A 23,264-nucleotide genomic window follows, 5' to 3' on the forward strand; every position below is an offset into this window, starting at 1 on the left:
TATAGATGGCACGTATTGCTGGTGTGGATATTCCACGTGAAAAACGCGTAGTAATATCTTTAACATACATTTTTGGTATCGGAAAAATTACTGCACAAAAAGTATTGGCAGAAGCTGGTGTTTCTGAAGATACTCGTGTTCGTGACTTGACGGAAGATGAACTTAACAAAATCCGTGATATCATTGACAAACTAAAAGTTGAAGGTGACCTTCGTCGTGAAGTTTCACTTAACATCAAACGTCTAATGGAGATCGGTTGCTACCGTGGTCTTCGTCACCGCCGTGGTCTTCCAGTTCGCGGACAAAACACGAAAAACAACGCTCGTACACGCAAAGGTCCTCGTAAGACTGTAGCTAACAAGAAAAAATAATCGGTAAAGGAGGTACTAGTAATGGCACGTAAAACGAATACTCGTAAACGTCGTGTGAAAAAGAATATCGAATCTGGTATTGCACACATTCGTTCAACATTCAACAACACAATCGTAACTATCACTGATGTTCATGGTAATGCTCTTTCTTGGTCAAGTGCAGGAGCTCTAGGATTTAGAGGTTCTCGTAAATCTACTCCTTTCGCTGCTCAAATGGCTGCTGAAACTGCTGCTAAATCATCAATGGAACATGGTATGAAAACTCTTGAAGTAACTGTAAAAGGACCAGGTGCTGGTCGTGAAGCTGCTATCCGTGCTCTTCAAGCTGCAGGTCTTGAAGTTACTGCTATCAGAGATGTAACTCCAGTTCCTCATAATGGCTGCCGACCACCTAAACGTCGCCGCGTTTAATTTTTCTGTATAAAATCATTTATCCTTGTCTATACTGGGATTTGATTAAAACTTTTTAAAAAAGCCCGTACAGAATTATTAACCCAGTTGTTGTGCACAAAGCGGGAACGTAAACATGGGGAATTTCGGTTACTCAGTTAGCCGGGGTTTCGACGTTTTGAAGGAGGGTATATTTTGATGATCGAAATAGAAAAACCAAAAATCGAAACGGTTGAGATCAACGATGATGCCAAATACGGCAAATTCGTCGTAGAGCCACTTGAGCGTGGATATGGTACTACTTTGGGTAACTCCTTACGTCGTATTCTATTATCCTCACTCCCTGGTGCCGCTATCACATCCATTCAAATTGATGGGGTACTTCATGAGTTCTCAACAATTGAAGGCGTCGTGGAAGATGTAACATCTATCATATTGAACATCAAAAAACTAGCACTTAAAATCTACTCTGATGATGAAAAAACTTTAGAGATTGATATGCAAGGTGAAGGAGTTGTCACTGCAGCGGACATCACTCATGACAGTGATGTAGAGATCTTGAATCCAGATCTTCATATCGCTACATTGGGCAGCAACGGAAATCTTCGCATGCGTTTAACTGCTAAGCGTGGTCGTGGATACGCACCTGCTGAGCAGAACAAGCGTGAAGATCAGCCGATTGGTGTTATTCCAATTGACTCTATCTATACGCCTGTATCTAGAGTGAATTATCAAGTTGAAAACACTCGTGTTGGTCAATTGACTAATTATGATAAACTAACATTTGACGTTTGGACTGACGGTAGTACAGGTCCTCAAGATGCTATTGCACTTGGTGCAAAGATTTTGACAGAGCATTTAAACATCTTCGTTGGTTTAACTGATGAAGCACAAAATGCTGAGATAATGGTAGAAAAAGAAGAAGATCAAAAAGAAAAAGTTCTTGAGATGACGATTGAAGAGCTTGATCTATCTGTTCGTTCTTATAACTGCCTAAAACGTGCTGGCATTAATACAGTACAAGAATTGGCAAATAAAACTGAAGAAGATATGATGAAGGTTCGAAATCTAGGTAGAAAATCTCTGGAAGAAGTTAAGCATAAACTGGAAGAGCTAGGTTTAGGCCTGAGAAAAGACGACTGATAAACAGCCGTTTTTGATTGCCCAGCTGCTTGAATAACAACAAAAGGAGGGAATCACACATGGGTTACAGAAAGTTAGGACGCACTAGCGCACAGCGTAAAGCTATGTTACGTGACTTAACAACAGACTTAATCATCAACGAGCGCATTGAAACAACTGAAGCTCGTGCAAAAGAACTTCGTTCTGTTGTAGAAAAAATGATTACACTTGGTAAACGTGGAGATCTTCATGCACGTCGTCAAGCTGCTGCTTACGTACGTAATGAAGTTGCTAACGTTGAAGAAAACCAAGATGCTGTTCAAAAATTGTTCAGCGACATCGCTGCTCGTTACACTGAACGTCAAGGTGGATACACACGTATCATGAAAATGGGACCTCGTCGCGGAGACGGTGCACCAATGGTAATTATCGAGTTAGTATAATAAAGAGATTTTAAAAGAACTTAGGGTGCGGGACAGTTTATATTGCTATCAAACTTGTTCAAGTACCCTTTTTCTTTAGCAGTCTCATTCTATATGCTATCAAGCCAAAACAGAGTGTTACGATGAGCATTAAGGAAAAAAAGATAGAAATGTCTCGTCTAGCTCTAGCACCTCAATAAATTCAATGTGAATTTGGGGTGCGGGCTTTTTTCGTTTTTAAAGAAGCATTCAGGGTGCGAAGAATAGGAATATCATAAGATTCTTTACAACATATGAATTACCTGGGTAACAGGGACATAGGATTTTATAAAAAATATCAATCTTATGTTAAACCAATTCAAAGCTCGCCCGTAAGGCGAGTTTTCTTTTTGGCAAAAGAAAAATGAGTGGGGTATTATATGGACCATAAAGTATTGGTAACAGTTGATTCCTTATCTTTTATGTACGAAGATCAACAAAGAAAAGCTCTCGATAACGTTTCCTTTCAAGTAAAGCAAGGGGAATGGGTGGCGATAGTAGGACATAATGGCTCTGGCAAATCTACACTTGCAAAGCTGTTAAACGGCTTATATTTTTCGTCGGAAGGTTCAATTCAAATAGGTGATGTAACTATTTCTGAAGAAACAGTATGGGAAGCAAGAAGAAAGATAGGCATGGTATTTCAAAACCCTGATAACCAGTTTGTAGGTACTACAGTAAAAGATGATGTGGCTTTTGGGTTAGAAAATATTGCCGTCCCCAGAGAAGAAATGCATAAAAGGGTAGAAGCAGCTTTATCAAAAGTTAATATGTTGCCTTTTCTTGATCAAGAGCCGCACCATCTTTCAGGCGGTCAAAAACAGAGAGTAGCTATTGCTGGGGTAATTGCTTTGAAACCTAGCATCATCGTGCTGGATGAAGCTACTTCCATGCTTGACCCGCAAGGCAGGCAAGAAGTGCTGGAATTAATGAAAGAGCTGAAGGAGGAGAACATGACCGTTATCTCCATCACTCATGATTTAGACGAAGCTGCAAGAGCAGACCGGATCATAATTATGAATGAAGGGAAGATATATAAAGAGGGGAATCCTTCTGAAATCTTTCAGTTAGAAAAGGAATTAATTGATATTGGGTTGGATATCCCATTTGCGATAAAGCTGAGAAGCGGTCTTCGTAAGCAGGGAGTTCAACTGGACAAAATTACATTGACAGAAGAAGAGTTGGTGACAGAGTTATGGACATCTCACTTCAAAGAGTAGCTTATAAGTATCAAGAGAATACACCATTTGAAACTCTGGCTATTAAGGATGTAGACATAAACATTACCTCTGGATCATATACAGCTATTATTGGACATACAGGCTCTGGGAAATCTACCGTCCTTCAACATTTGAATGCTCTGTTAACACCTTCAAATGGTAGTGTTGTAATTGGCGACAGACTAATCGAATCTGGACGTAAAAATAAAAACCTTGCCCCTATTCGTCAAAAGGTAGGAATCGTCTTCCAGTTTCCCGAAAGCCAGCTTTTCGAGGAGACAGTGGAAAAGGATATTTGCTTTGGACCGATGAACTTTGGTGTAAGCGAGGAAGAAGCTAAAGTAAGAGCAAAAAAGGCGCTTAAAGAAGTTGGTCTGTCTGAAGAGTATTTGACTAAATCTCCATTTGATTTATCTGGAGGACAGATGAGAAGGGTTGCAATTGCAGGAGTTCTGGCAATGGAACCAGAGGTGCTTGTGCTTGATGAACCAACCGCTGGACTTGATCCAAGAGGGCGCAAAGAAATTATGGATATGTTCTACAGACTTCATAAAGAGCGGAATTTAACGACCATTCTTGTTACTCACAGCATGGAAGATGCCGCAATCTATGCTGATAAAATAGTTATTATGAACAAAGGAAATGTTTATAAAGAAGGAACACCAGAGAATATATTCTCAAATAGTGAAGGTTTAATAGAAATTGGTCTTAATGTTCCGGATATAGTTAGATTTCAACAGAAATTAGAATCACTGCTAGGATACAAGTTAGACAGAGTGCATTTAAACATGGAGACATTTATTATGGAAGTTTCAGATCATTTAAAGAAAAAAGAGGCTAATCAATGATGGGGAAGATGATAATCGGCCGTTTTGTTCCCATTGACTCTCTTCTTCACAGGATGGACCCTCGCTCTAAACTGATAATCGTATTTTTATTTATATGTATCGTTTTCCTTGCTAACAATGCGGTTACCTACTTTATACTTGCTGTTTATGTTGGTATGATGATTCTGTTATCCAAGGTGCCCTTCCGATATATTTATCTCGGGTTAAGGCCGATTTTATGGCTTATATTATTTACTTTCTGTCTTCATTTATTCTTTACTAAAGGTGGCAACCTTTTATTTGAATACGGATGGATAAAGATTTATGAAGAAGGTTTAAGGATGGGAATTCTTATTTCATTAAGATTCTTTCTGCTTATCATTATGACATCCTTGCTTACCTTGACAACGACTCCAATCGAGCTGACAGATGCCTTAGAAACGCTCCTAGGGCCGTTGAAAAAAGTCCGTTTTCCAGTTCATGAGCTTGCTTTAATGATGTCTATTTCCCTGCGCTTTATCCCGACACTTATGGATGAGACGGAGAAGATAATGAAGGCACAGATGGCAAGAGGGGTCGAATTTTCTAGCGGCCCAATCAAGAACAGAATTAAAGCTATTGTTCCATTGTTAATTCCGTTGTTTGTCAATGCTTTTAAGCGTGCGGAAGAGCTAGCAACTGCAATGGAGGCAAGAGGCTATCAAGGCGGAGAGGGCAGGACCAAGTACCGTCAGTTAGTATGGAAGCAAACAGATAGTATCATGATTTTATTATTAGTGCTAGTGGCAGGATTGCTGTTTGTATTTAAATCATAATGGAGATAAATAATGCAAAGATATAAAGGGATAGTCAGCTATGACGGCACCGAATACTGCGGTTTTCAGTTGCAGCCAAAAGACCGAACTGTTCAAGGAGAAATTGAAAAAGCTCTTAAAAAGCTTCATAAAGGCAGTGAAATTAAGATACAAGCATCGGGCCGTACAGATGCAGGTGTTCATGCAAAGGGTCAAGTTATTCATTTCGATTCAGATCTTGATATTCCTGCAGGTAAGTGGGAGCTTGCTTTAAATGCACTGCTGCCGCATGATATTGTTTTTTCCACAATAGAGGCGGTTGATAGGAGCTTTCATGCGAGATACGATGTGCAGGGCAAGGAATACCGTTATTTTATTCATCTCTCTGAAAGGAGAGACCCGTTTAAGCGTAATTTTTCCTATTATTACCCATATCAGCTGGATATAGGTGCCATTAGGGAAGCACTGGAGTATTTCATCGGAGAACATGATTTTACGAGTTTTTGTTCCATGAAGACAGACAAAGAAGATAAGGTTAGGACCATTCATTCCATGAGATTGGTGGAAGAAGGGGACATACTTGTTTTTTGCTTCGAAGGGAATGGTTTCCTGTACAATATGGTCCGGATTATTATTGGGACGCTGTTAGATGTGGGCAGAGGCAAACGAAAGCCGGAATCCATTAAAGAGATAATAGAGAAGAAAGACCGCAAAGCCGCAGGAAAGACAGCTTCTGCAAACGGACTTTATCTTTGGAAGGTCTTTTATTAGGGCCGAAAGAGCCAGGTTTTCAAGAAATATTCATAACAACTAAACCTGGTGTAACATTTTCTTGACATATGCCACTCTAGCATATATCATAATATGGTATGTATTATAAACCCACATTAAGCCCCGGAAACTTATTGTGTGAACATATAGACGTAAATCATTAAAACAAACAAAAAATTAAAAACTTACATTCAGGAGGGAAACTCATGCGTACAACGTTCATGGCTAATTCAAATACTGTTGACCGTAAATGGTACGTGATTGATGCTGAAGGCAAAACTTTAGGTCGTCTTGCTAGTGAAGTAGCATCAATTCTACGTGGTAAACACAAACCAACTTTCACACCACATGTGGACACTGGTGATCATGTTATTCTTTTAAATGCTTCAAAAATCGAATTGACTGGTAAAAAATTGACTGATAAAATTTACTACCGTCACACAATGCATCCAGGTGGACTAAAGCAAAGAACAGCTTTAGAAATGCGTACAAACTACGCTGAGAAAATGCTTGAGCTTGCTATCAAAGGCATGCTTCCAAAGAATTCTCTTGGTCGTCAAATGTTTAAAAAATTACATGTATACGCTGGTAGCGAGCATCCGCACCAAGCACAACAACCAGAAGTTTACGAACTTCGCGGATAATTAATAAGGGAGGTAAAAAAAATGGCACAGGTTCAATATATCGGTACTGGTCGTCGTAAAAGTTCCGTTGCACGTGTACGTTTAGTACCAGGCGACGGTCAAATCATCATCAATGGTCGTGAAATTGAAAACTATATTCCATTTGCAGCTTTGCGTGAAGTTGTAAAACAACCATTAGTAGCTACTGAAACTACTGGAAGCTACAATATCCTAGTAAACGTTAGCGGTGGAGGTTACACTGGTCAAGCTGGAGCTATCCGTCATGGTATCGCTCGTGCTTTACTACAAGCAGATCCTGAATACCGTCCAACACTTAAACGTGCTGGATTGCTAACTCGTGACGCTCGTATGAAAGAACGTAAAAAATACGGTCTTAAAGGCGCTCGTCGTGCACCTCAGTTCTCAAAACGTTAATTTTGCGTTTCAAAGACCCTTTCCACTTTTGTGGAAAGGGTCTTTTTTATGTCTGAAAATTATCTCTGACGGCGGCCTATGTTAACTCCTAAATATAAATCTTCACATCTAATCATTCTAGAGCTTAAATATCTTTTAATTTATGATGCAGGGGGCCTTTAAAAGTTAGTAACGTTATATAATAATATAGGTTAAACTTCTTCAATTGGTTTATAGAAGCTTTTGGCGGGATATTCTAAATCGAGGACTGCTTAAAATAAGCTGAATGGAAAAAATTATTAAGATAATTAGCATTTCTTAATAAGCGCATTTATTTTATAGCTGCTGTTTCTTGAACAAAGGATAACCCTGAAGATATATCTTCAGGGTTATCCTTTGTAATTAAACTATTGACCGTTAATCAATATTTTGTTTTTGTCGCACGTTCTTGCTCTCAAACATTTGCCTTTGGGAACTTTATTTTATTTATGGTGTGAATTGCTAAAAGAATGAATCTAGAAGTATAAAAAGAGGGGATGGGGAAGATAAACAGAGAAGAAAGACCCGTTCTTTTTACGGGCCTTTCCATCACTTATTCGTTCCTTTGAGCAAGGTTGCTTATTTCATCAGCTGTAAGTGAGCCATCATAAATCTTCAATTCATCCATGCTACCTTTAAATGGTGGGTCCCACCAGTTCACTCCTAAACTAAAGCTTGTGCTAGCCGTTGTGAATATGTTTGGGAATCCTGTGCCTTTATATTTTTCATTTCCGTTTACGTACACGGAGATCGCATCCTTATCAACTGTAAAAGCAAGATGTGTCCACTCACCCGTTTTTATTTGGCTGCCGACAGATGCATCATACCATTTAGAGCTGCCTGACCATACTTCTGTGCTTCCATTTCCTGTGCCATATGGAAGCAGACTTATCCAGTTGTTACTGTCTCTTGCACCGAAGAAAGTAGTAGTGTATTGCGTCAGCTGTTCTGGTTTAATCCAGAGAGAAACACTATAGCTATCACTAGATATTAATCCGTTTGGCAAGCGGATGCCTGAAGCTCCGTCAAATTTTGCTGCTTTTCCTCCGTTTACTCCATCTGTATAGGAGATTGTTCCACCATTATTATCAATTCTATTTCCTGTCACTGTACCGCTGCCGAATTGTGCATTGCTGTCACTTAAATCACCTTCGAATGAGTATTGGGCTGCCAAGCCATTTTCCTTATATGGCAAAACAGTAATGACGAAGGTTTTAGTAGTCGTGGACTTGCCTTTTGTAATAGTTGCGGTTAGCGTTGCTTCTTTACTGGCAGCACCAGCCTCTGGACGTGTTACTGCACCTGTTGCTGATATGACATTTGAATCAGAGGTTTTCCAAGTAATTGTTGTATGACGGGTTCCCTCAGTCGGCAAGGATATATTTGAAACTACGTTAGCTGTATCACCAAGGTTTAGGTCGGTTTTTACATCCTGGACTATTTCCTTGTCTGACTTATCTTCCATTTTGCTGCCCCAGATTGTAACTCCTTCGTTTGACATTGCTGTAAATGCCATCACATAGCTTTGGGACGTTTCATCCCATTGGCGGACAAACACACCGTTATAGGTACTGCCATCGATTTTTATTTCTGCTTCGTTATGACTTGTTTTTTTCCAAGTACCTGTCGCATCTCCTGTTATTTTACCGTTTTTATTTAGTTCAATATAAACTGATTCTGTAATATCGCCTGAATAAGCTTTTCCATGATTAATGAACTGATATTGGCCTATAAGATTTTGTCTATTCACTTTTTCTAACTTTTCCCCGCTGTAGCGGTATGGTGCTGCAACAGGCCAGCCTTCACTGTTCATGAACATTTGATGGACACGTACTTCATGCATTTCACCTGTTTCAGGGAAGCGGGAATGGAATACTAAGAAATGCTGCCCAGTTTTAGAATCGATGAAAGCTGAGTTATGCCCAGGAGATACATAGCCGACTCCGATACCAGTTCCTGGATCGCCAATTCTTCGTTCAAACAGGAAATTTCCCATTACCTTATTTCCGTATGGAGAATTGTCAACATTCCCAGGTAGCACTGCAGATTGACCACTTGCATCTACATAAGGACCATCAGGTGATTTGGAACGGAACAGCCTCATATTATAACCTCCATCAGCACCTAACCAGCCATATGTCACATACAGATAATAATATTTCGTATTTTTATCATAAACCACATACGGACCTTCTCCAGATTTGTAATAGCCTCCGGCGATTTTTGTGCCGAAGTAGCGGTCAATCATTCTGCCGTCCTTTGTTTTTCCGTCTTTGCCAGGATAAATTGGTTTTCCAGTTTTCTTATCAATTTCCAGCAGATAAATTCCGCCAGACCAAGAACCATATGTCATCCACAACTTGCCGTCAGCAGCTGTGAACACATTAGCATCAATCGCATTAGGATAAAGATTATTGTTATAGGAGCCGTCAGCATTAAACCAGCTGTCGTTTTCATTTGTTAATTCTTTAGAGCTTATTAAGGTACTGATATTTGTATTTACCCATTTTTTATCAACATTGCTGTTAGCATCTTTTGCACTTTGTTTTGTGAAACCTGAATACACAATGGTGTCGACATATTCAAATGGACCTTCAATATTTTGAGAAACTGCATAACCGATCGCTGAGCGTATATATGTGGAGGAAGCACTGTAGTAAATCATGTAAGCACCTTTGCTACCATCCTTATTAACATAATTTTCGTTCCAGAAAACATCCGGAGCCCAAACAGCAAAACCTCCCTTGCTGTCGGAGTCATTTTCGCCAGCCCATTTGAATGATCCGGCTAAATTTTTGGATAAATCTCCATACAGCTTGTTATTAGGTGTTGTATACCCATTTGTGAATGTCTCCCAATTTATTAAATCGTTTGACTTGGCTGCTTCAATATGAGAACCAAATACATAGTATGTGTCACCATCCTTGATAATAGATGGATCATGAACAGATACATTTTGAAAACTAGGATTTGTGCTAGAAGGGGATTTTTGTTTATCTTTTTCTGCAAAGGCAGCGCTGGGAATCATCAATACAAAAGCTAGAATAGCGGACAGCAAAACCCGCATATGATTTGTTTTCATTGACAGATCTCCTTCATTTTGAAATGGAAAATTACTTGCCAAAGGACAACTCCATTCTAAGAGGCGATGTTATGTATGAGGGAGGAGCTCCGTTGTGGTGAACTAAGTGATTATCGGCTTTATCAACTCCTTTTCTCTTAATTTTTGAAACGCTTTCATAATCTATCATACGTTAACAAAATTAGGAAAACAGAACCTATTGGCCTATTTTTAACTACTAATTTCTTTGAATAAAAATACTTAAATAATAACGTTTTTTGGAAATAGTAGAAACTAATCTGGCTTTTCACCCGTATAACAATTACAAGGCTTGGAGGTGAATGAAGAATGTATACAAAAATTGAGGAACCGAATAGATGTATTTCTGAAAAGGCAATGAAAGTGTGGCGGATATCGGAAGCTCTCCTAAATGGGGGAATTCTAGTTGTACTTGGCATAGTATATTATTTAGATGTTTATTTTGATTGGAAGTACTGGATAGGCTGGATAATAATTGGGCTTCTTGGGCTAACAGTATTATCCGCAATTTGGGGGATTATTCTTGAACCGTCATTAAAGCAAAAATATTGGCGTTATGATGTGGATGAAGAGTTCATTCAATTGAAATCAGGTATCTGGAATAAACAGCATCAACTCATTCCGATGACAAAGGTACAATCTGTTGAACTTATTCAAGGGCCATTATTAAGAAAATACGAGCTGTATTCCATCTCTGTCGGCACAATGGGCAGCAGTCATAAAATACCAGCTATACCGCAAGAAGAAGCACGAGAACTAAGGGATCAGATAGCACATTATGCAAAAATAAAGGAAGTGGAATGATGGAAGGGAGAACAGTAAGGCTGCATCCGGTAAAAATGCTGCTGGACCTCATTACATTGGTTAAAACCAATATAATATTTATTTTCTTTCTTTATGTCATCCATTTTGGCACAGACAATAAGGTTTGGATAGCTTTACAGTATTTATTTGCAGTATTTATACTTATTGCCATTGTTTATATAATCTTTGATTGGTGCTTCTACCGTTATACAGTGAAAGATGAAGCTATTCATATTATATCGGGTGTCATAAAAAAATCAGAGCGGGTTATTTACTTAAATAAGATACAAAATATTCAAAGACGCACTACTGTTATCCATAAGTTATTTAATATCTCTTCCATTACTATGGAAACTGGTGAGTCAGGGGATAATGGTTCGATTGCACTGCCTGCTGTCTCTCGAAAGGAAGCAGATTGGCTGGAGACTATAGCTTCAACTGAGTATATGGATGTACCTGATGAAGCGGCTGAGGATAACATAGAATATACGGTGGAGAAAACAAATGACAGACAGATTCACTTTATAGCGTCAAAAAAAGATGTCTTAAAGGCATCCTTTACATCATTTAGTTTTTTTGCACTAATTCCTGTTGTTTTTTCTATCTATTCCAATGTAGAAGATGTTTTCCCTGTTACAAATAAAATGGGGGATTGGTTTAGCAGCATTATGAGATACTGGTGGATGATCGCTATACTGCTGTTTCTTTTTACAATAGCTGCAGTTGCTTATGGTGTAATCTCCACGTACTGGAGATATGGAAAATACCAAATATTATCTGACAGCAATAGAATTTATATTAGAAAAGGACTTGTGGATGAGGTTGCATTTTCTATCTTAAAAGAGAAGGTGCAAGCAATTGAAGTGATCCAATCGCCTTTGAAAAGAATCCTGAAACTTGCAGAGGTCAAGTTAGTCAGTGCAGGGGAGACAGGGGAAGAAGATTTAAAGACAAACTCTCTTTATCCGTTTTTGCCGATAGAGAAAGCATATGAAATTGTTCATGAATTATTGCCTGAGTACAAAATTCATTCAAAAATGACTAGCCTGCCGAAGAACGCGCTAGCAGCAAGGTTGTTAAGACCGAGCTATTTATGGATTATATCATTAATTGCTCTATGTATTTTTAAACCAGGTTTATGGTATGCATCGTTTGCCGTATTGCTGTTTGTTTATCTATTACGAACTCTGGACTTCGTGAACAGCCGCTATATAGTAAAGGATGAATATATCCAGATGAAAACAGGCAGCTTCCAAACGTCCTTATTTCTCACAAAAAGAAATAAAGTAATCGAGATTGAAGTAGGACAGTCCCGTTGGCAAAAGCGATTTGGTTTAGCGACAATTGATATTGTCAACCGTTCAAAGCCAATTGTACATACTGAAATATCGGATATTCCGTATGAAGCAGCTGCTGGCTTTTATTATTGGTATAGGATGCGGACAAAGGAAATTCGCATTGATAAGCAGTAGTGACATCTTTTCCTATCGTTCCCCAATCAATGAAGTGTATACAAGTACATATTTCCTTCAATGTTCTTGTTTTTTTCGTTCATACTAATAAGGCAAAAGATTTAATGAAAGGAAAAATCTCATGCTGACTAAACAACAACTTAATGAATTCCAATCACTGTTAGAAAATGAAAAACAAGACATAGAAGAAAGATATGATATAAATGATCACTTAGGTTTAATCCGCAGTCATGCACATGATTCGGTTGGGGAATTATCGAGTTATGATAATCACCCAGGAGATGAGGGCACCGAGTTATATGAAAGAGAAAAGGATATTGCCTTAAATGAGCATTATAGATTTGAATATGCTGGTGTTGTAAATGCGTTAAAGGCAATTGAAAATGGAACATATGGAAAATGTGAAGAATGTGGAAAGGAAATTCCTCTTGAAAGACTTGAAGCTCTTCCAACAGCAAGATATTGCATTGAGCATACCCCGGACCAAGTTGTTTCACACGAGCGGCCGGTAGAGGAAGGTGTGCTTATGCCTCCATTTGGAAAGTTTGACATGGATGAACAGGATGAAACAGTTGCATATGATGCGGAGGATTCCTGGCAGGATGTTGAGAGCTTTGGTACGTCAGAGACTCCATCTGACTTTGTTCATCCTGTATTTGATCATTATAATGATCTCTCCATTGATTCTTATGAAAATGTTGGGTACGTAGAGGAGTATGAAAATTTTGTAGGTGTTGATATAGAGGGAAAAAATATCACGGTATATCCTAATCAGCAGCATAAAAGATATGAGCAGAGCTTAGATGAAGAAGGAATCATGACGAGCTTCGGAGATTTGCCTGCATATGAGCATGATCCTTATGTTGAAGATGAGGATGGCAGAGAACGCTAATAAGAAAGGTCAGGCACACATCTAGATTTATATCTAGTGCGCAGCCTGACCTTTTTGTTTAAAACAACAGTTCATATATGTCGTTTAGGTGGTGAGCCCTTTTGGAGTCTTGCTCGTTTTTAGCATGCTGTATTTCCTCTTCTAATACTTGATTTAAGAAGCTACTTTCTTCTTCGGATAATTCGCGGACAAATGCTTCTTCTGATTTATAATGACCCTTCATCATTTTGCTGTAAATGCTTTTTCCAGTATCTGAACGGTCTGTATACAGAGATAAAACTTCTCTTACATAGGCTAATGACTGATTCATTTAAGCACCTCATACTTATCATTTTTTCTATATTATTATGGGTTATTCTCTTGATTTTTATTATCCGTCTTACATTTTTCCATATATAGAAACATCCATATTATTTGGATATGGAAATTAGCCTTATCCTTGAATTGCTCCTCTCGATTAGTTAAAAACTATTTTCAAGAGGTGAAATCAGTGACAGTTATTATGAACTTCGATTTAAAAAAAAGAGAAAAACAAATAAAATATGAAAGATCTGTTCTTAAAGAGCTTTCTGTAAAGGATTTAAAAGAAAAGGTTGCTCGTTATTTTGGCTCATCTCAATTGACATCAAGCGTTATTATGAACGAAGGTATGGAAGAGGCTTGTTATGATGTAGCTATTGAAGCATTTTTGTTAGGGGCAAACTTTAGCAAGTTCAGCGCATGGGGTGAAGATATCCCCACTATTAAAAATAGATGCTTAGAAGAAGATAAACATTTAAAGGATACATTATTTCATTTTCTCCTCTACTGGGGAAGTGAAGAAAGCAGTAAAAATGAATCGCTATACTATCTTTGTGAACAATTCGTAAATGCATGGTGGTTAGAGGGTTTTAATAAAGCAATTAAAAGAAAAAAACTTAGACTTCATTAAAATCAGGCGGTGCGCACACCGCTTGATTTTTTTCTGGTTTGTTCTAAATTGCCTCCTTGTCCCATATATTTAGCATAAGGACGAGCAGCAGGAGGGATTGACTAGGACAGTGAATAAAAAACTTAAAATCAGTATATTTGCAGTGGGACTCATCCTTCTTTTTTTCATCTTGCAATTTGACTTTTCAGATGATGACTCATGGGACGCTTGGAATTTGCCTTTAACCGGGAAAATTATTGTCATTGATCCTGGTCATGGTGGCCCAGATGGTGGAGCGGGTGATGAGGAAGTGTTAGAGAAAGATGTTGCTTTGGATGTATCCTTAAAAATCCGCGATTATCTTCAAGAACAAGGCGCGCTAGTTATAATGACTAGAGAGGAAGATAAGGATTTAGCAGGGGATGATGTAAAGGGATATCGCAATCGGAAGGTAGCAGACCTGAAGGAAAGGCTCAATATGATTAATTCCTCAGATGCTGATTTGTTTTTAAGTATACATCTGAATGCCATTCCGTCCTCTAAATGGAGCGGAGCACAAACCTTCTTTTCCCCACAGCTGGAGGATAATGAGATTGCCGCAAAGTTTATTCAAGATGAGCTGATTGATAACCTGGAAAACACAACAAGAAAAGCAAAGCCACTAAACAGTGTTTATATTTTAAAGTATGCCAAAAAGCCAGGTGCTTTAGTGGAAATTGGTTTTCTATCCAATCCTGCAGAGAAAAAGAACTTAATGGATAAGGAGTACCAAAATAAAATAGCTGCATCCATCTATAAAGGTGTTAATCGATATTTTTCTAACGAGGATGCAATTAAAGGGGAATAGCTATAGGCTGATTCTCCTTATTCTTTTCTCCCGTAATTCCTGGGAAATATAAAGGGAGAATCTGAAATATGTAAAGGTTATCATTTTCTATGTTATACTTACTAAAAAGAGGAGGGGATTGTCATTTTAAACGCAGAAGCGATTGAACGCATGATAGAACAGATAACAGATCCTTTTTTACATAAGACATTGTTAGAATTGAATTCCATAAAGGATTTAAAATGGGATGCAGAAAAGTCACATGTCAGCATTAAGTTAGCAGTTGCGGAAATGGGATCTCCTGCACAAATGGAATTGCAGCAGGAAGTTGTCAGCATACTTAAACAAAATGGGGTGCAGACTGTTGGTATGCGATTCACTGAACTTTCAAGTGCCCTAGTCCGGGAGATACAAGCAGAACATGCTGAGATGGAAAATAAGAATTCCCCTACATATATTGCTGTGGCCAGCGGAAAGGGAGGGGTTGGTAAATCAACTGTTTCTGTCAACTTGGCTGTTTCTATGGCAAGGCTTGGAAAAAAGGTTGGGCTTCTAGATGCAGATATATATGGATTTAGTGTTCCTGATATGATGGGAATAACGAAGAGACCGGAAGTGGTAAATGATCGAATTATACCTGTAGAGCGTTTAGGAGTACAGGTCATTTCTATGGGTTTCTTTGTTGAGGATAATGCCCCAATCATTTGGAGAGGACCTATGCTCGGGAAAATGCTGACAAGCTTTTTGCAAGAAGTGGAGTGGGGAGATTTAGATTATCTCATTCTAGACTTGCCACCTGGAACAGGTGATATAGCTTTAGATGTACATACGATGCTACCTTCTAGCAAAGAAATAATTGTAACAACTCCACATCCTACTGCAGCATTTGTAGCAGCTAGAGCGGGAGCAATGGCAATAAAAACGGAACATGAGATATTAGGTGTTATTGAAAATATGTCCTACTTTGAGAGTAAATTAACAGGAGAAAAGGAATATGTGTTTGGACAAGGCGGGGGCAAGAAGTTGGCAGAGGATTTGCAAACCTCCATGTTGGGACAGCTTCCGTTAGGTCAGCCTGATTGGGATAAAAATGATTTTGCCCCTTCTGTTTATGGGCAGGAACATGTAATAGGCGATATCTATATAAAGATTGCAGAGAAGGTCATTCAAAAGGTAGGAAAATAAGAAGCCTAAATAAAAGAAAGCAGGGGATTCCCTGCTTTCTTATTTTGACTAGATTTTAAAGGATTTAGTATTAAAGTTAGAGGCTGCCTCTTTAGCTGCTTTGTCGAGCATTTCCTGAAACTTTTTCTTGAATTCAGGTGTATCCATTGATTCCTGCATAACCTGCATTAGATGTTCTCGATATTCTGTGCTTTTTAACACATTTTTCAAGTCTGATTCAATTGCCGGGTCTTGCAGTAGTTCGACCATCATCTTTCGATAATCTGGATCCTTCATCAAGTCTTTGAGTAATTTCTCATTCTCTGTTTTCAGGCTTTTTGCCATTGTTTCTGCAAATTCCGGATCTTTAAATTTCTCTGTCCAAAACTTAGCTGCTTTATCAGAAACTAAAGTAGATTCAATGGTCTTTGTTACAGCCTCTTCATTCATTACGAGATTTTCCTTAATTTCTTCATCCCCAATAACATCACGTATTGCTTTTTTTCCGTCATCGGTTTTTAGTATATCTACTACCATTTTTTTGGTTTGGTCATAGTCCATCTGTTGCGCAGACTCGCCGGCTGAACATCCGCTTAAAATGGAAAGAGATAAAAGCAGGACGATGCTGTATTTTTTGAACATTGCAGCTGCTCCTTTCAAAAGGAAATATCCCTGTTCATTAGGATGCTTTGTTTTTTATTTATTATTCCTTTCGATTTCAAGTTTGCAGGATATGTTTTGCCGGGAATAGGGGATAATGATAAAGGCCCTTAATGAAATAAATCATCAAGGACCTTTATGTTATGGGAATTAATTCACTTCTTTTGAACTTGAGTCAGCGTTTGAAAGCATTTCTGTTACAGAAACGAACTTCAAGTTTTTGTCTTTGAGATTGTCGATTATCGCTGGCAGTGCGTTAGCTGTCTGCTTAGCTGAATCTGATGCATGAAGCAATACAATATCTCCTTTTTTTGCCGGAGCAACGTTTTTAACAATTTGTTCGGTTCCTGGATTTGTCCAATCTTTAGAATCAACACTCCAATGAACAAGTGTGTAGTTGTACCTGTTTGTGATGGTTAAAGCCTTTTGGTCAAAATGCCCTGTTGGTGCTCTGAATAAGGAGATATTCTCCACTTTCAGTTTTTCAAATGCTGTTTTTGCTTTTGAAACATCTTGATTAATCTTTTCTTCTTTTACATCGGAATAATCAACATAGTCATAGCCGAGGATACCAATTTCATGGCCTTCCTTAACGATTCTTGCGATGAGGTCAGGATGTCTTTCAGCCCAAGAACCAGCGAGAAAAAAGGTAGCGGTCACTTTCTCTTTTTTTAATATATCCAATATCGGCTCAGCTTTTTCATCGCCCCATCCGATGTTGAATGTCAATGCAATACCCTTTTCTCCTTTATAAACTGCTTTAGGTCCATCCTTTGATGAAAAGACAGGGACTTGTACAATGTTTTCCATATACAAGAACCAAGCGGTAAAGAAAGATACGACAACGATTAATGTTAACTGCTTCAACCTTTTGCCATTAAGTACATAAAAGTTATTCATACTAAGCTCACCTCGTCCAATTTACTGCTTGGTTCATCCTATGCAGAGAAAGAAATGAAAATAACAAAAAAAGTTTATTCATAAAAAAATATAAGATGGCAATAATACTGAGACAAAGTGCCATTATATTTGTTGATGATGGATATCATCTCTCCTAGATTGCAGTGGCTGTATATAGGAATAATAAAATTTCACACAAGTACATCAAGGAGGAGCCATATGGTAGGACTACTATTAACGCAAAGAGAAGTGAAGGAAATAGAGTATTTGATTAAACGGGAATTAGACGAAATATTGTTGGATCTAGGTGATGAAAGAATTGATATTGTTGTCAAGAAATCAATGGTAGAAAGGTATAAAGACCTTTTTTCATTGTTCAAAAGAGTTGCTTCTCCAAAAGAGTGTATGAATTATATCATTAAGGATAATAAGTACCTGGATGAAAAAATATGAAAAACTTCTAAATAGTTGTTGACGAAGTTTAGATAACTTGCTATATTAATAAACGTCACTTCGACAAAAAACACCAAAATAAAAAAGTTAAAAAATATTTGACAATGAGTTTTGGTTATGTTAAATTGATAAAGTCGCTTGAGAGAGCGGCATGAAATTGCTCTTTGAAAACTGAACAAACAAAACGTCAACAATAATCGTTTTTATAACTTGCGTTATAAAAATGAAAACAAAGTAACAAAAAGCTAGAGTTTAGCAAATGAGCTAATCTTACTCTTTATCGGAGAGTTTGATCCTGGCTCAGGACGAACGCTGGCGGCGTGCCTAATACATGCAAGTCGAGCGGACTTAAAAAGCTTGCTTTTTAAGTTAGCGGCGGACGGGTGAGTAACACGTGGGCAACCTGCCTGTAAGACTGGGATAACTTCGGGAAACCGGAGCTAATACCGGATAATCCTTTTCTACTCATGTAGAAAAGCTGAAAGACGGTTTACGCTGTCACTTACAGATGGGCCCGCGGCGCATTAGCTAGTTGGTGAGGTAACGGCTCACCAAGGCGACGATGCGTAGCCGACCTGAGAGGGTGATCGGCCACACTGGGACTGAGACACGGCCCAGACTCCTACGGGAGGCAGCAGTAGGGAATCTTCCGCAATGGACGAAAGTCTGACGGAGCAACGCCGCGTGAGTGATGAAGGTTTTCGGATCGTAAAACTCTGTTGTTAGGGAAGAACAAGTACGAGAGTAACTGCTCGTACCTTGACGGTACCTAACCAGAAAGCCACGGCTAACTACGTGCCAGCAGCCGCGGTAATACGTAGGTGGCAAGCGTTGTCCGGAATTATTGGGCGTAAAGCGCGCGCAGGCGGTCCTTTAAGTCTGATGTGAAAGCCCACGGCTCAACCGTGGAGGGTCATTGGAAACTGGGGGACTTGAGTGCAGAAGAGAAGAGTGGAATTCCACGTGTAGCGGTGAAATGCGTAGAGATGTGGAGGAACACCAGTGGCGAAGGCGACTCTTTGGTCTGTAACTGACGCTGAGGCGCGAAAGCGTGGGGAGCAAACAGGATTAGATACCCTGGTAGTCCACGCCGTAAACGATGAGTGCTAAGTGTTAGAGGGTTTCCGCCCTTTAGTGCTGCAGCAAACGCATTAAGCACTCCGCCTGGGGAGTACGGCCGCAAGGCTGAAACTCAAAGGAATTGACGGGGGCCCGCACAAGCGGTGGAGCATGTGGTTTAATTCGAAGCAACGCGAAGAACCTTACCAGGTCTTGACATCTCCTGACAATCCTAGAGATAGGACGTTCCCCTTCGGGGGACAGGATGACAGGTGGTGCATGGTTGTCGTCAGCTCGTGTCGTGAGATGTTGGGTTAAGTCCCGCAACGAGCGCAACCCTTGATCTTAGTTGCCAGCATTTAGTTGGGCACTCTAAGGTGACTGCCGGTGACAAACCGGAGGAAGGTGGGGATGACGTCAAATCATCATGCCCCTTATGACCTGGGCTACACACGTGCTACAATGGATGGTACAAAGGGCAGCAAAACCGCGAGGTCGAGCCAATCCCATAAAACCATTCTCAGTTCGGATTGTAGGCTGCAACTCGCCTACATGAAGCTGGAATCGCTAGTAATCGCGGATCAGCATGCCGCGGTGAATACGTTCCCGGGCCTTGTACACACCGCCCGTCACACCACGAGAGTTTGTAACACCCGAAGTCGGTGGGGTAACCTTTTAGGAGCCAGCCGCCTAAGGTGGGATAGATGATTGGGGTGAAGTCGTAACAAGGTAGCCGTATCGGAAGGTGCGGCTGGATCACCTCCTTTCTAAGGAAAAATGGAATTCGTTCCATTCACAGATTGTTGATGATTTTGTTGTTCAGTTTTGAGGGAGCAATTCCTCAAAACATCAGGGTAATGATTAACATCATTAGCCGAATTTGTTCCTTGAAAACTAGATTATGAATAGTAAGAACCAAGAAAGAAACCGAGTAATCGCCATCTTAGATTCTCTATTTAATAGAAGAATTTCAGGGTAAAGAGTAACATCTTTAGCCGAAACAAGTTAAGTTAGAAAGGGCGCACGGTGGATGCCTTGGCACTAGGAGCCGATGAAGGACGGTACTAACACCGATATGCTTCGGGGAGCTGTAAGTAAGCTTTGATCCGGAGATTTCCGAATGGGGGAACCCACTATCCGTAATGGGATAGTATCGTTACTTGAATACATAGAGTAACAGAAGGCAGACCCGGGGAACTGAAACATCTAAGTACCCGGAGGAAGAGAAAGCAAACGCGATTCCCTGAGTAGCGGCGAGCGAAACGGGATTAGCCCAAACCAAGAGGCTTGCCTCTTGGGGTTGTAGGACACTCTACATGGAGTTACAAAGGAACGGGGTAGATGAATAGGTCTGGAAAGGCCAGTCATAGAAGGTAAAAACCCTGTAGTCGAAACTTCGTTCCCTCCTGAGTGGATCCTGAGTACGGCGGGACACGTGAAATCCCGTCGGAAGCAGGGAGGACCATCTCCCAAGGCTAAATACTCCCTAGTGACCGATAGTGAACCAGTACCGTGAGGGAAAGGTGAAAAGCACCCCGGAAGGGGAGTGAAATAGATCCTGAAACCGTGTGCCTACAAGTAGTTAGAGCCCATTAATGGGTGATAGCGTGCCTTTTGTAGAATGAACCGGCGAGTTACGATTACATGCGAGGTTAAGTTGAAGAGACGGAGCCGCAGCGAAAGCGAGTCTGAATAGGGCGTAATAGTATGTGGTCGTAGACCCGAAACCAGGTGATCTACCCATGTCCAGGGTGAAGTCCAGGTAACACTGGATGGAGGCCCGAACCCACGCACGTTGAAAAGTGCGGGGATGAGGTGTGGGTAGCGGAGAAATTCCAATCGAACTTGGAGATAGCTGGTTCTCTCCGAAATAGCTTTAGGGCTAGCCTCAAGGTAAGAGTATTGGAGGTAGAGCACTGTTTGGACTAGGGGCCCCCATCGGGTTACCGAATTCAGACAAACTCCGAATGCCAAATACTTATCCTTGGGAGTCAGACTGCGAGTGATAAGATCCGTAGTCAAGAGGGAAACAGCCCAGACCACCAGCTAAGGTCCCAAAGTATACGTTAAGTGGAAAAGGATGTGGAGTTGCTTAGACAACCAGGATGTTGGCTTAGAAGCAGCCACCATTTAAAGAGTGCGTAATAGCTCACTGGTCGAGTGACTCTGCGCCGAAAATGTACCGGGGCTAAACGTATCACCGAAGCTGTGGATTGACATCTACGATGTCAGTGGTAGGAGAGCGTTCTAAGGGCGTTGAAGCTAGACCGTAAGGACTGGTGGAGCGCTTAGAAGTGAGAATGCCGGTATGAGTAGCGAAAGATGAGTGAGAATCTCATCCACCGAATGCCTAAGGTTTCCTGAGGAAGGCTCGTCCACTCAGGGTTAGTCGGGACCTAAGCCGAGGCTGAAGAGCGTAGGCGATGGACAACAGGTTGATATTCCTGTACCACCTTATGAATCGTTTGAGCGATGGGGGGACGCAGGAGGATAGGGTAAGCGTGCTGTTGGATTAGCACGTCCAAGCAGTTAGGCTGGTAATGAGGCAAATCCCATTACCGTGAAGGCGGAGCTGTGACGGCGAGGGAAATATAGTACCGAAGTTCCTGATTCCACACTGCCAAGAAAAGCCTCTAGCGAGATTCAAGGTGCCCGTACCGCAAACCGACACAGGTAGGCGAGGAGAGAATCCTAAGGTGAGCGAGAGAACTCTCGTTAAGGAACTCGGCAAAATGACCCCGTAACTTCGGGAGAAGGGGTGCTCTTTTGGGTGCAAGCCCGAGAGAGCCGCAGTGAATAGGCCCAGGCGACTGTTTAGCAAAAACACAGGTCTCTGCGAAGCCGTAAGGCGAAGTATAGGGGCTGACACCTGCCCGGTGCTGGAAGGTTAAGAGGAGGGGTTAGCGTTCGCGCGAAGCTCTGAATTGAAGCCCCAGTAAACGGCGGCCGTAACTATAACGGTCCTAAGGTAGCGAAATTCCTTGTCGGGTAAGTTCCGACCCGCACGAAAGGTGTAACGATCTGGGCACTGTCTCAACGAGAGACTCGGTGAAATTATAGTACCTGTGAAGATGCAGGTTACCCGCGACAGGACGGAAAGACCCCGTGGAGCTTTACTGTAGCCTGATATTGAATTTTGGTACAGCTTGTACAGGATAGGTAGGAGCCTTGGAAGCCGGAGCGCCAGCTTCGGTGGAGGCATTGGTGGGATACTACCCTGGCTGTATTGACATTCTAACCCGCACCCCTTATCGGGGTGGGAGACAGTGTCAGGTGGGCAGTTTGACTGGGGCGGTCGCCTCCTAAAAAGTAACGGAGGCGCCCAAAGGTTCCCTCAGAATGGTTGGAAATCATTCGTAGAGTGTAAAGGCACAAGGGAGCTTGACTGCGAGACCTACAAGTCGAGCAGGGACGAAAGTCGGGCTTAGTGATCCGGTGGTTCCGCATGGAAGGGCCATCGCTCAACGGATAAAAGCTACCCCGGGGATAACAGGCTTATCTCCCCCAAGAGTCCACATCGACGGGGAGGTTTGGCACCTCGATGTCGGCTCATCGCATCCTGGGGCTGTAGTCGGTCCCAAGGGTTGGGCTGTTCGCCCATTAAAGCGGTACGCGAGCTGGGTTCAGAACGTCGTGAGACAGTTCGGTCCCTATCCGTCGTGGGCGTAGGAAATTTGAGAGGAGCTGTCCTTAGTACGAGAGGACCGGGATGGACGCACCGCTGGTGTACCAGTTGTCTTGCCAAAGGCATAGCTGGGTAGCTATGTGCGGAAGGGATAAGTGCTGAAAGCATCTAAGCATGAAGCCCCCCTCAAGATGAGATTTCCCATAGCGTAAGCTAGTAAGATCCCTGAAAGATGATCAGGTTGATAGGTTTGAGGTGGAAGCGTGGTGACACGTGGAGCTGACAAATACTAATAGATCGAGGACTTAACTAATAAATGATTACTCATTCTTTCTTCTTACAACATAATCTAGTTTTCAGGGAATAA

Annotated in this window: 21 protein-coding genes and 2 rRNA genes; 19 read left to right on the plus strand and 4 right to left on the minus strand. The window is 40.9% G+C overall.

The window, feature by feature from the left end; translation table 11 throughout:
* Positions 1–5 precede the first annotated feature (5 nt).
* The 10 genes from rpsM (at position 6) to rpsI (ending at position 7,014) form a co-directional block, all read left to right on the plus strand.
* Positions 6–371 carry a 30S ribosomal protein S13 gene (gene rpsM / locus L8T27_RS00825; protein WP_127742447.1) on the plus strand — a complete coding sequence of 122 codons (366 nt, stop codon included), beginning with the start codon at positions 6–8 and terminating at the stop codon, positions 369–371.
* A 21-nt stretch (positions 372–392) separates the two neighbouring features.
* A complete protein-coding gene (rpsK, locus tag L8T27_RS00830; RefSeq protein ID WP_233318710.1) occupies positions 393–782 on the plus strand; it encodes a 30S ribosomal protein S11 in 390 nt (129 codons plus the stop codon).
* Between the two features lie 177 nt (positions 783–959).
* The gene (locus L8T27_RS00835) at positions 960–1,904 is read left to right on the plus strand and encodes a DNA-directed RNA polymerase subunit alpha (RefSeq protein ID WP_233318741.1); all 945 of its coding nucleotides are present in this window, start codon (positions 960–962) and stop codon (positions 1,902–1,904) included.
* A gap of 59 nt (positions 1,905–1,963) precedes the next feature.
* Complete coding sequence (rplQ, locus tag L8T27_RS00840; protein WP_127742449.1) at positions 1,964–2,326, plus strand: 50S ribosomal protein L17; 363 nt, start codon at positions 1,964–1,966, stop codon at positions 2,324–2,326.
* A gap of 398 nt (positions 2,327–2,724) precedes the next feature.
* Positions 2,725–3,564 (plus strand): energy-coupling factor ABC transporter ATP-binding protein, encoded by an 840-nt coding sequence (locus L8T27_RS00845; protein WP_237940541.1) that lies wholly within the window; start codon positions 2,725–2,727, stop codon positions 3,562–3,564.
* Positions 3,540–4,412 (plus strand): energy-coupling factor ABC transporter ATP-binding protein, encoded by an 873-nt coding sequence (locus L8T27_RS00850; protein WP_233318713.1) that lies wholly within the window; start codon positions 3,540–3,542, stop codon positions 4,410–4,412. Before L8T27_RS00845 ends, L8T27_RS00850 begins: the two co-directional genes overlap by 25 nt.
* On the plus strand, positions 4,409–5,206 hold the full coding sequence (locus L8T27_RS00855; protein WP_237940542.1) for an energy-coupling factor transporter transmembrane component T family protein: 798 nt from the start codon (positions 4,409–4,411) through the stop codon (positions 5,204–5,206). The genes L8T27_RS00850 and L8T27_RS00855 overlap by 4 nt, the downstream gene beginning before the upstream one ends.
* Before the next feature lie 12 nt (positions 5,207–5,218).
* Positions 5,219–5,956, plus strand: coding sequence for a tRNA pseudouridine(38-40) synthase TruA (truA, locus tag L8T27_RS00860; RefSeq protein ID WP_237940544.1), 738 nt, complete (start codon positions 5,219–5,221; stop codon positions 5,954–5,956).
* A gap of 206 nt (positions 5,957–6,162) precedes the next feature.
* Positions 6,163–6,600, plus strand: coding sequence for a 50S ribosomal protein L13 (rplM, locus tag L8T27_RS00865; RefSeq protein WP_127742459.1), 438 nt, complete (start codon positions 6,163–6,165; stop codon positions 6,598–6,600).
* Between the two features lie 21 nt (positions 6,601–6,621).
* The gene (gene rpsI, locus L8T27_RS00870; RefSeq protein WP_150911003.1) at positions 6,622–7,014 is read left to right on the plus strand and encodes a 30S ribosomal protein S9; all 393 of its coding nucleotides are present in this window, start codon (positions 6,622–6,624) and stop codon (positions 7,012–7,014) included.
* Between the two features lie 571 nt (positions 7,015–7,585).
* Here rpsI and L8T27_RS00875 read toward each other — a convergent pair.
* Positions 7,586–10,114: a LamG-like jellyroll fold domain-containing protein gene (locus L8T27_RS00875; RefSeq protein ID WP_481858855.1), complete on the minus strand. Its 2,529-nt coding sequence runs from the start codon at positions 10,112–10,114 to the stop codon at positions 7,586–7,588.
* A gap of 327 nt (positions 10,115–10,441) precedes the next feature.
* Here L8T27_RS00875 and L8T27_RS00880 point away from each other — a divergent pair, with 327 nt between their 5' ends.
* The 3 genes from L8T27_RS00880 to L8T27_RS00890 all read left to right on the plus strand — a co-directional run bounded on the left by L8T27_RS00880 (position 10,442) and on the right by L8T27_RS00890 (position 13,300).
* Entirely contained in the window at positions 10,442–10,936 is a 495-nt protein-coding gene (locus L8T27_RS00880) for a PH domain-containing protein (RefSeq protein ID WP_233318723.1), read from the plus strand.
* Positions 10,933–12,408 carry a PH domain-containing protein gene (locus tag L8T27_RS00885; RefSeq protein ID WP_237940546.1) on the plus strand — a complete coding sequence of 492 codons (1,476 nt, stop codon included), beginning with the start codon at positions 10,933–10,935 and terminating at the stop codon, positions 12,406–12,408. The genes L8T27_RS00880 and L8T27_RS00885 overlap by 4 nt, the downstream gene beginning before the upstream one ends.
* A 121-nt stretch (positions 12,409–12,529) precedes the next feature.
* The gene (locus L8T27_RS00890) at positions 12,530–13,300 is read left to right on the plus strand and encodes a TraR/DksA C4-type zinc finger protein (RefSeq protein WP_233318726.1); all 771 of its coding nucleotides are present in this window, start codon (positions 12,530–12,532) and stop codon (positions 13,298–13,300) included.
* Positions 13,301–13,358: 58 nt separating this feature from the next.
* Here the strand turns inward: L8T27_RS00890 and L8T27_RS00895 are convergent, their stop codons facing one another.
* Complete coding sequence (locus tag L8T27_RS00895) at positions 13,359–13,610, minus strand: sigma-G-dependent sporulation-specific acid-soluble spore protein CsgA (protein ID WP_233318728.1); 252 nt, start codon at positions 13,608–13,610, stop codon at positions 13,359–13,361.
* A 180-nt stretch (positions 13,611–13,790) separates the two neighbouring features.
* Between L8T27_RS00895 and L8T27_RS00900 the strand changes: the two genes are divergently transcribed.
* From L8T27_RS00900 to L8T27_RS00910, 3 genes are all read left to right on the plus strand, one after another.
* The gene (locus L8T27_RS00900; protein WP_233318730.1) at positions 13,791–14,231 is read left to right on the plus strand and encodes a DUF2521 family protein; all 441 of its coding nucleotides are present in this window, start codon (positions 13,791–13,793) and stop codon (positions 14,229–14,231) included.
* A gap of 109 nt (positions 14,232–14,340) precedes the next feature.
* Positions 14,341–15,057, plus strand: a complete 717-nt coding sequence (gene cwlD / locus L8T27_RS00905; RefSeq protein ID WP_233318732.1) for an N-acetylmuramoyl-L-alanine amidase CwlD — start codon at positions 14,341–14,343, stop codon at positions 15,055–15,057.
* Between the two features lie 123 nt (positions 15,058–15,180).
* Positions 15,181–16,221, plus strand: coding sequence for an Mrp/NBP35 family ATP-binding protein (locus tag L8T27_RS00910; RefSeq protein WP_233318745.1), 1,041 nt, complete (start codon positions 15,181–15,183; stop codon positions 16,219–16,221).
* Between the two features lie 48 nt (positions 16,222–16,269).
* Here L8T27_RS00910 and gerD read toward each other — a convergent pair whose 3' ends face one another.
* Together gerD and pdaB are read right to left on the minus strand one after the other, a co-directional pair.
* Complete coding sequence (gerD, locus tag L8T27_RS00915) at positions 16,270–16,842, minus strand: spore germination lipoprotein GerD (protein ID WP_233318734.1); 573 nt, start codon at positions 16,840–16,842, stop codon at positions 16,270–16,272.
* A 168-nt stretch (positions 16,843–17,010) separates the two neighbouring features.
* Entirely contained in the window at positions 17,011–17,760 is a 750-nt protein-coding gene (gene pdaB / locus L8T27_RS00920; RefSeq protein ID WP_233318736.1) for a polysaccharide deacetylase family sporulation protein PdaB, read from the minus strand.
* 219 nt (positions 17,761–17,979) lie between these two features.
* Here pdaB and L8T27_RS00925 point away from each other — a divergent pair, with 219 nt between their 5' ends.
* The 3 genes from L8T27_RS00925 to L8T27_RS00935 all read left to right on the plus strand — a co-directional run bounded on the left by L8T27_RS00925 (position 17,980) and on the right by L8T27_RS00935 (position 23,210).
* Positions 17,980–18,213: a hypothetical protein gene (locus L8T27_RS00925; RefSeq protein ID WP_233318738.1), complete on the plus strand. Its 234-nt coding sequence runs from the start codon at positions 17,980–17,982 to the stop codon at positions 18,211–18,213.
* Between the two features lie 277 nt (positions 18,214–18,490).
* Positions 18,491–20,039: ribosomal RNA gene (locus tag L8T27_RS00930) — 16S ribosomal RNA — on the plus strand.
* A 236-nt stretch (positions 20,040–20,275) separates the two neighbouring features.
* Positions 20,276–23,210, plus strand: a 23S ribosomal RNA gene (locus L8T27_RS00935).
* The 16S and 23S rRNA genes sit together here, the layout of an rRNA operon.
* Positions 23,211–23,264: the final 54 nt, after the last annotated feature.

The organism is Niallia sp. Man26 (genome assembly GCF_022049065.2).
GTDB lineage: Bacteria > Bacillota > Bacilli > Bacillales > Cytobacillaceae > Niallia.

Coding starts and splice junctions, on each gene's coding strand:
- rpsM (WP_127742447.1), top strand. CDS start 6: ATGGCACGTATTGCTGGTGTGGATATTCCACGTGAAAAACGCGTAGTA.
- rpsK (WP_233318710.1), top strand. CDS start 393: ATGGCACGTAAAACGAATACTCGTAAACGTCGTGTGAAAAAGAATATC.
- L8T27_RS00835 (WP_233318741.1), top strand. CDS start 960: ATGATCGAAATAGAAAAACCAAAAATCGAAACGGTTGAGATCAACGAT.
- rplQ (WP_127742449.1), top strand. CDS start 1,964: ATGGGTTACAGAAAGTTAGGACGCACTAGCGCACAGCGTAAAGCTATG.
- L8T27_RS00845 (WP_237940541.1), top strand. CDS start 2,725: ATGGACCATAAAGTATTGGTAACAGTTGATTCCTTATCTTTTATGTAC.
- L8T27_RS00850 (WP_233318713.1), top strand. CDS start 3,540: ATGGACATCTCACTTCAAAGAGTAGCTTATAAGTATCAAGAGAATACA.
- L8T27_RS00855 (WP_237940542.1), top strand. CDS start 4,409: ATGATGGGGAAGATGATAATCGGCCGTTTTGTTCCCATTGACTCTCTT.
- truA (WP_237940544.1), top strand. CDS start 5,219: ATGCAAAGATATAAAGGGATAGTCAGCTATGACGGCACCGAATACTGC.
- rplM (WP_127742459.1), top strand. CDS start 6,163: ATGCGTACAACGTTCATGGCTAATTCAAATACTGTTGACCGTAAATGG.
- rpsI (WP_150911003.1), top strand. CDS start 6,622: ATGGCACAGGTTCAATATATCGGTACTGGTCGTCGTAAAAGTTCCGTT.
- L8T27_RS00875 (WP_481858855.1), bottom strand. CDS start 10,114: ATGAAAACAAATCATATGCGGGTTTTGCTGTCCGCTATTCTAGCTTTT.
- L8T27_RS00880 (WP_233318723.1), top strand. CDS start 10,442: ATGTATACAAAAATTGAGGAACCGAATAGATGTATTTCTGAAAAGGCA.
- L8T27_RS00885 (WP_237940546.1), top strand. CDS start 10,933: ATGATGGAAGGGAGAACAGTAAGGCTGCATCCGGTAAAAATGCTGCTG.
- L8T27_RS00890 (WP_233318726.1), top strand. CDS start 12,530: ATGCTGACTAAACAACAACTTAATGAATTCCAATCACTGTTAGAAAAT.
- L8T27_RS00895 (WP_233318728.1), bottom strand. CDS start 13,610: ATGAATCAGTCATTAGCCTATGTAAGAGAAGTTTTATCTCTGTATACA.
- gerD (WP_233318734.1), bottom strand. CDS start 16,842: ATGTTCAAAAAATACAGCATCGTCCTGCTTTTATCTCTTTCCATTTTA.
- pdaB (WP_233318736.1), bottom strand. CDS start 17,760: ATGAATAACTTTTATGTACTTAATGGCAAAAGGTTGAAGCAGTTAACA.
- L8T27_RS00925 (WP_233318738.1), top strand. CDS start 17,980: ATGGTAGGACTACTATTAACGCAAAGAGAAGTGAAGGAAATAGAGTAT.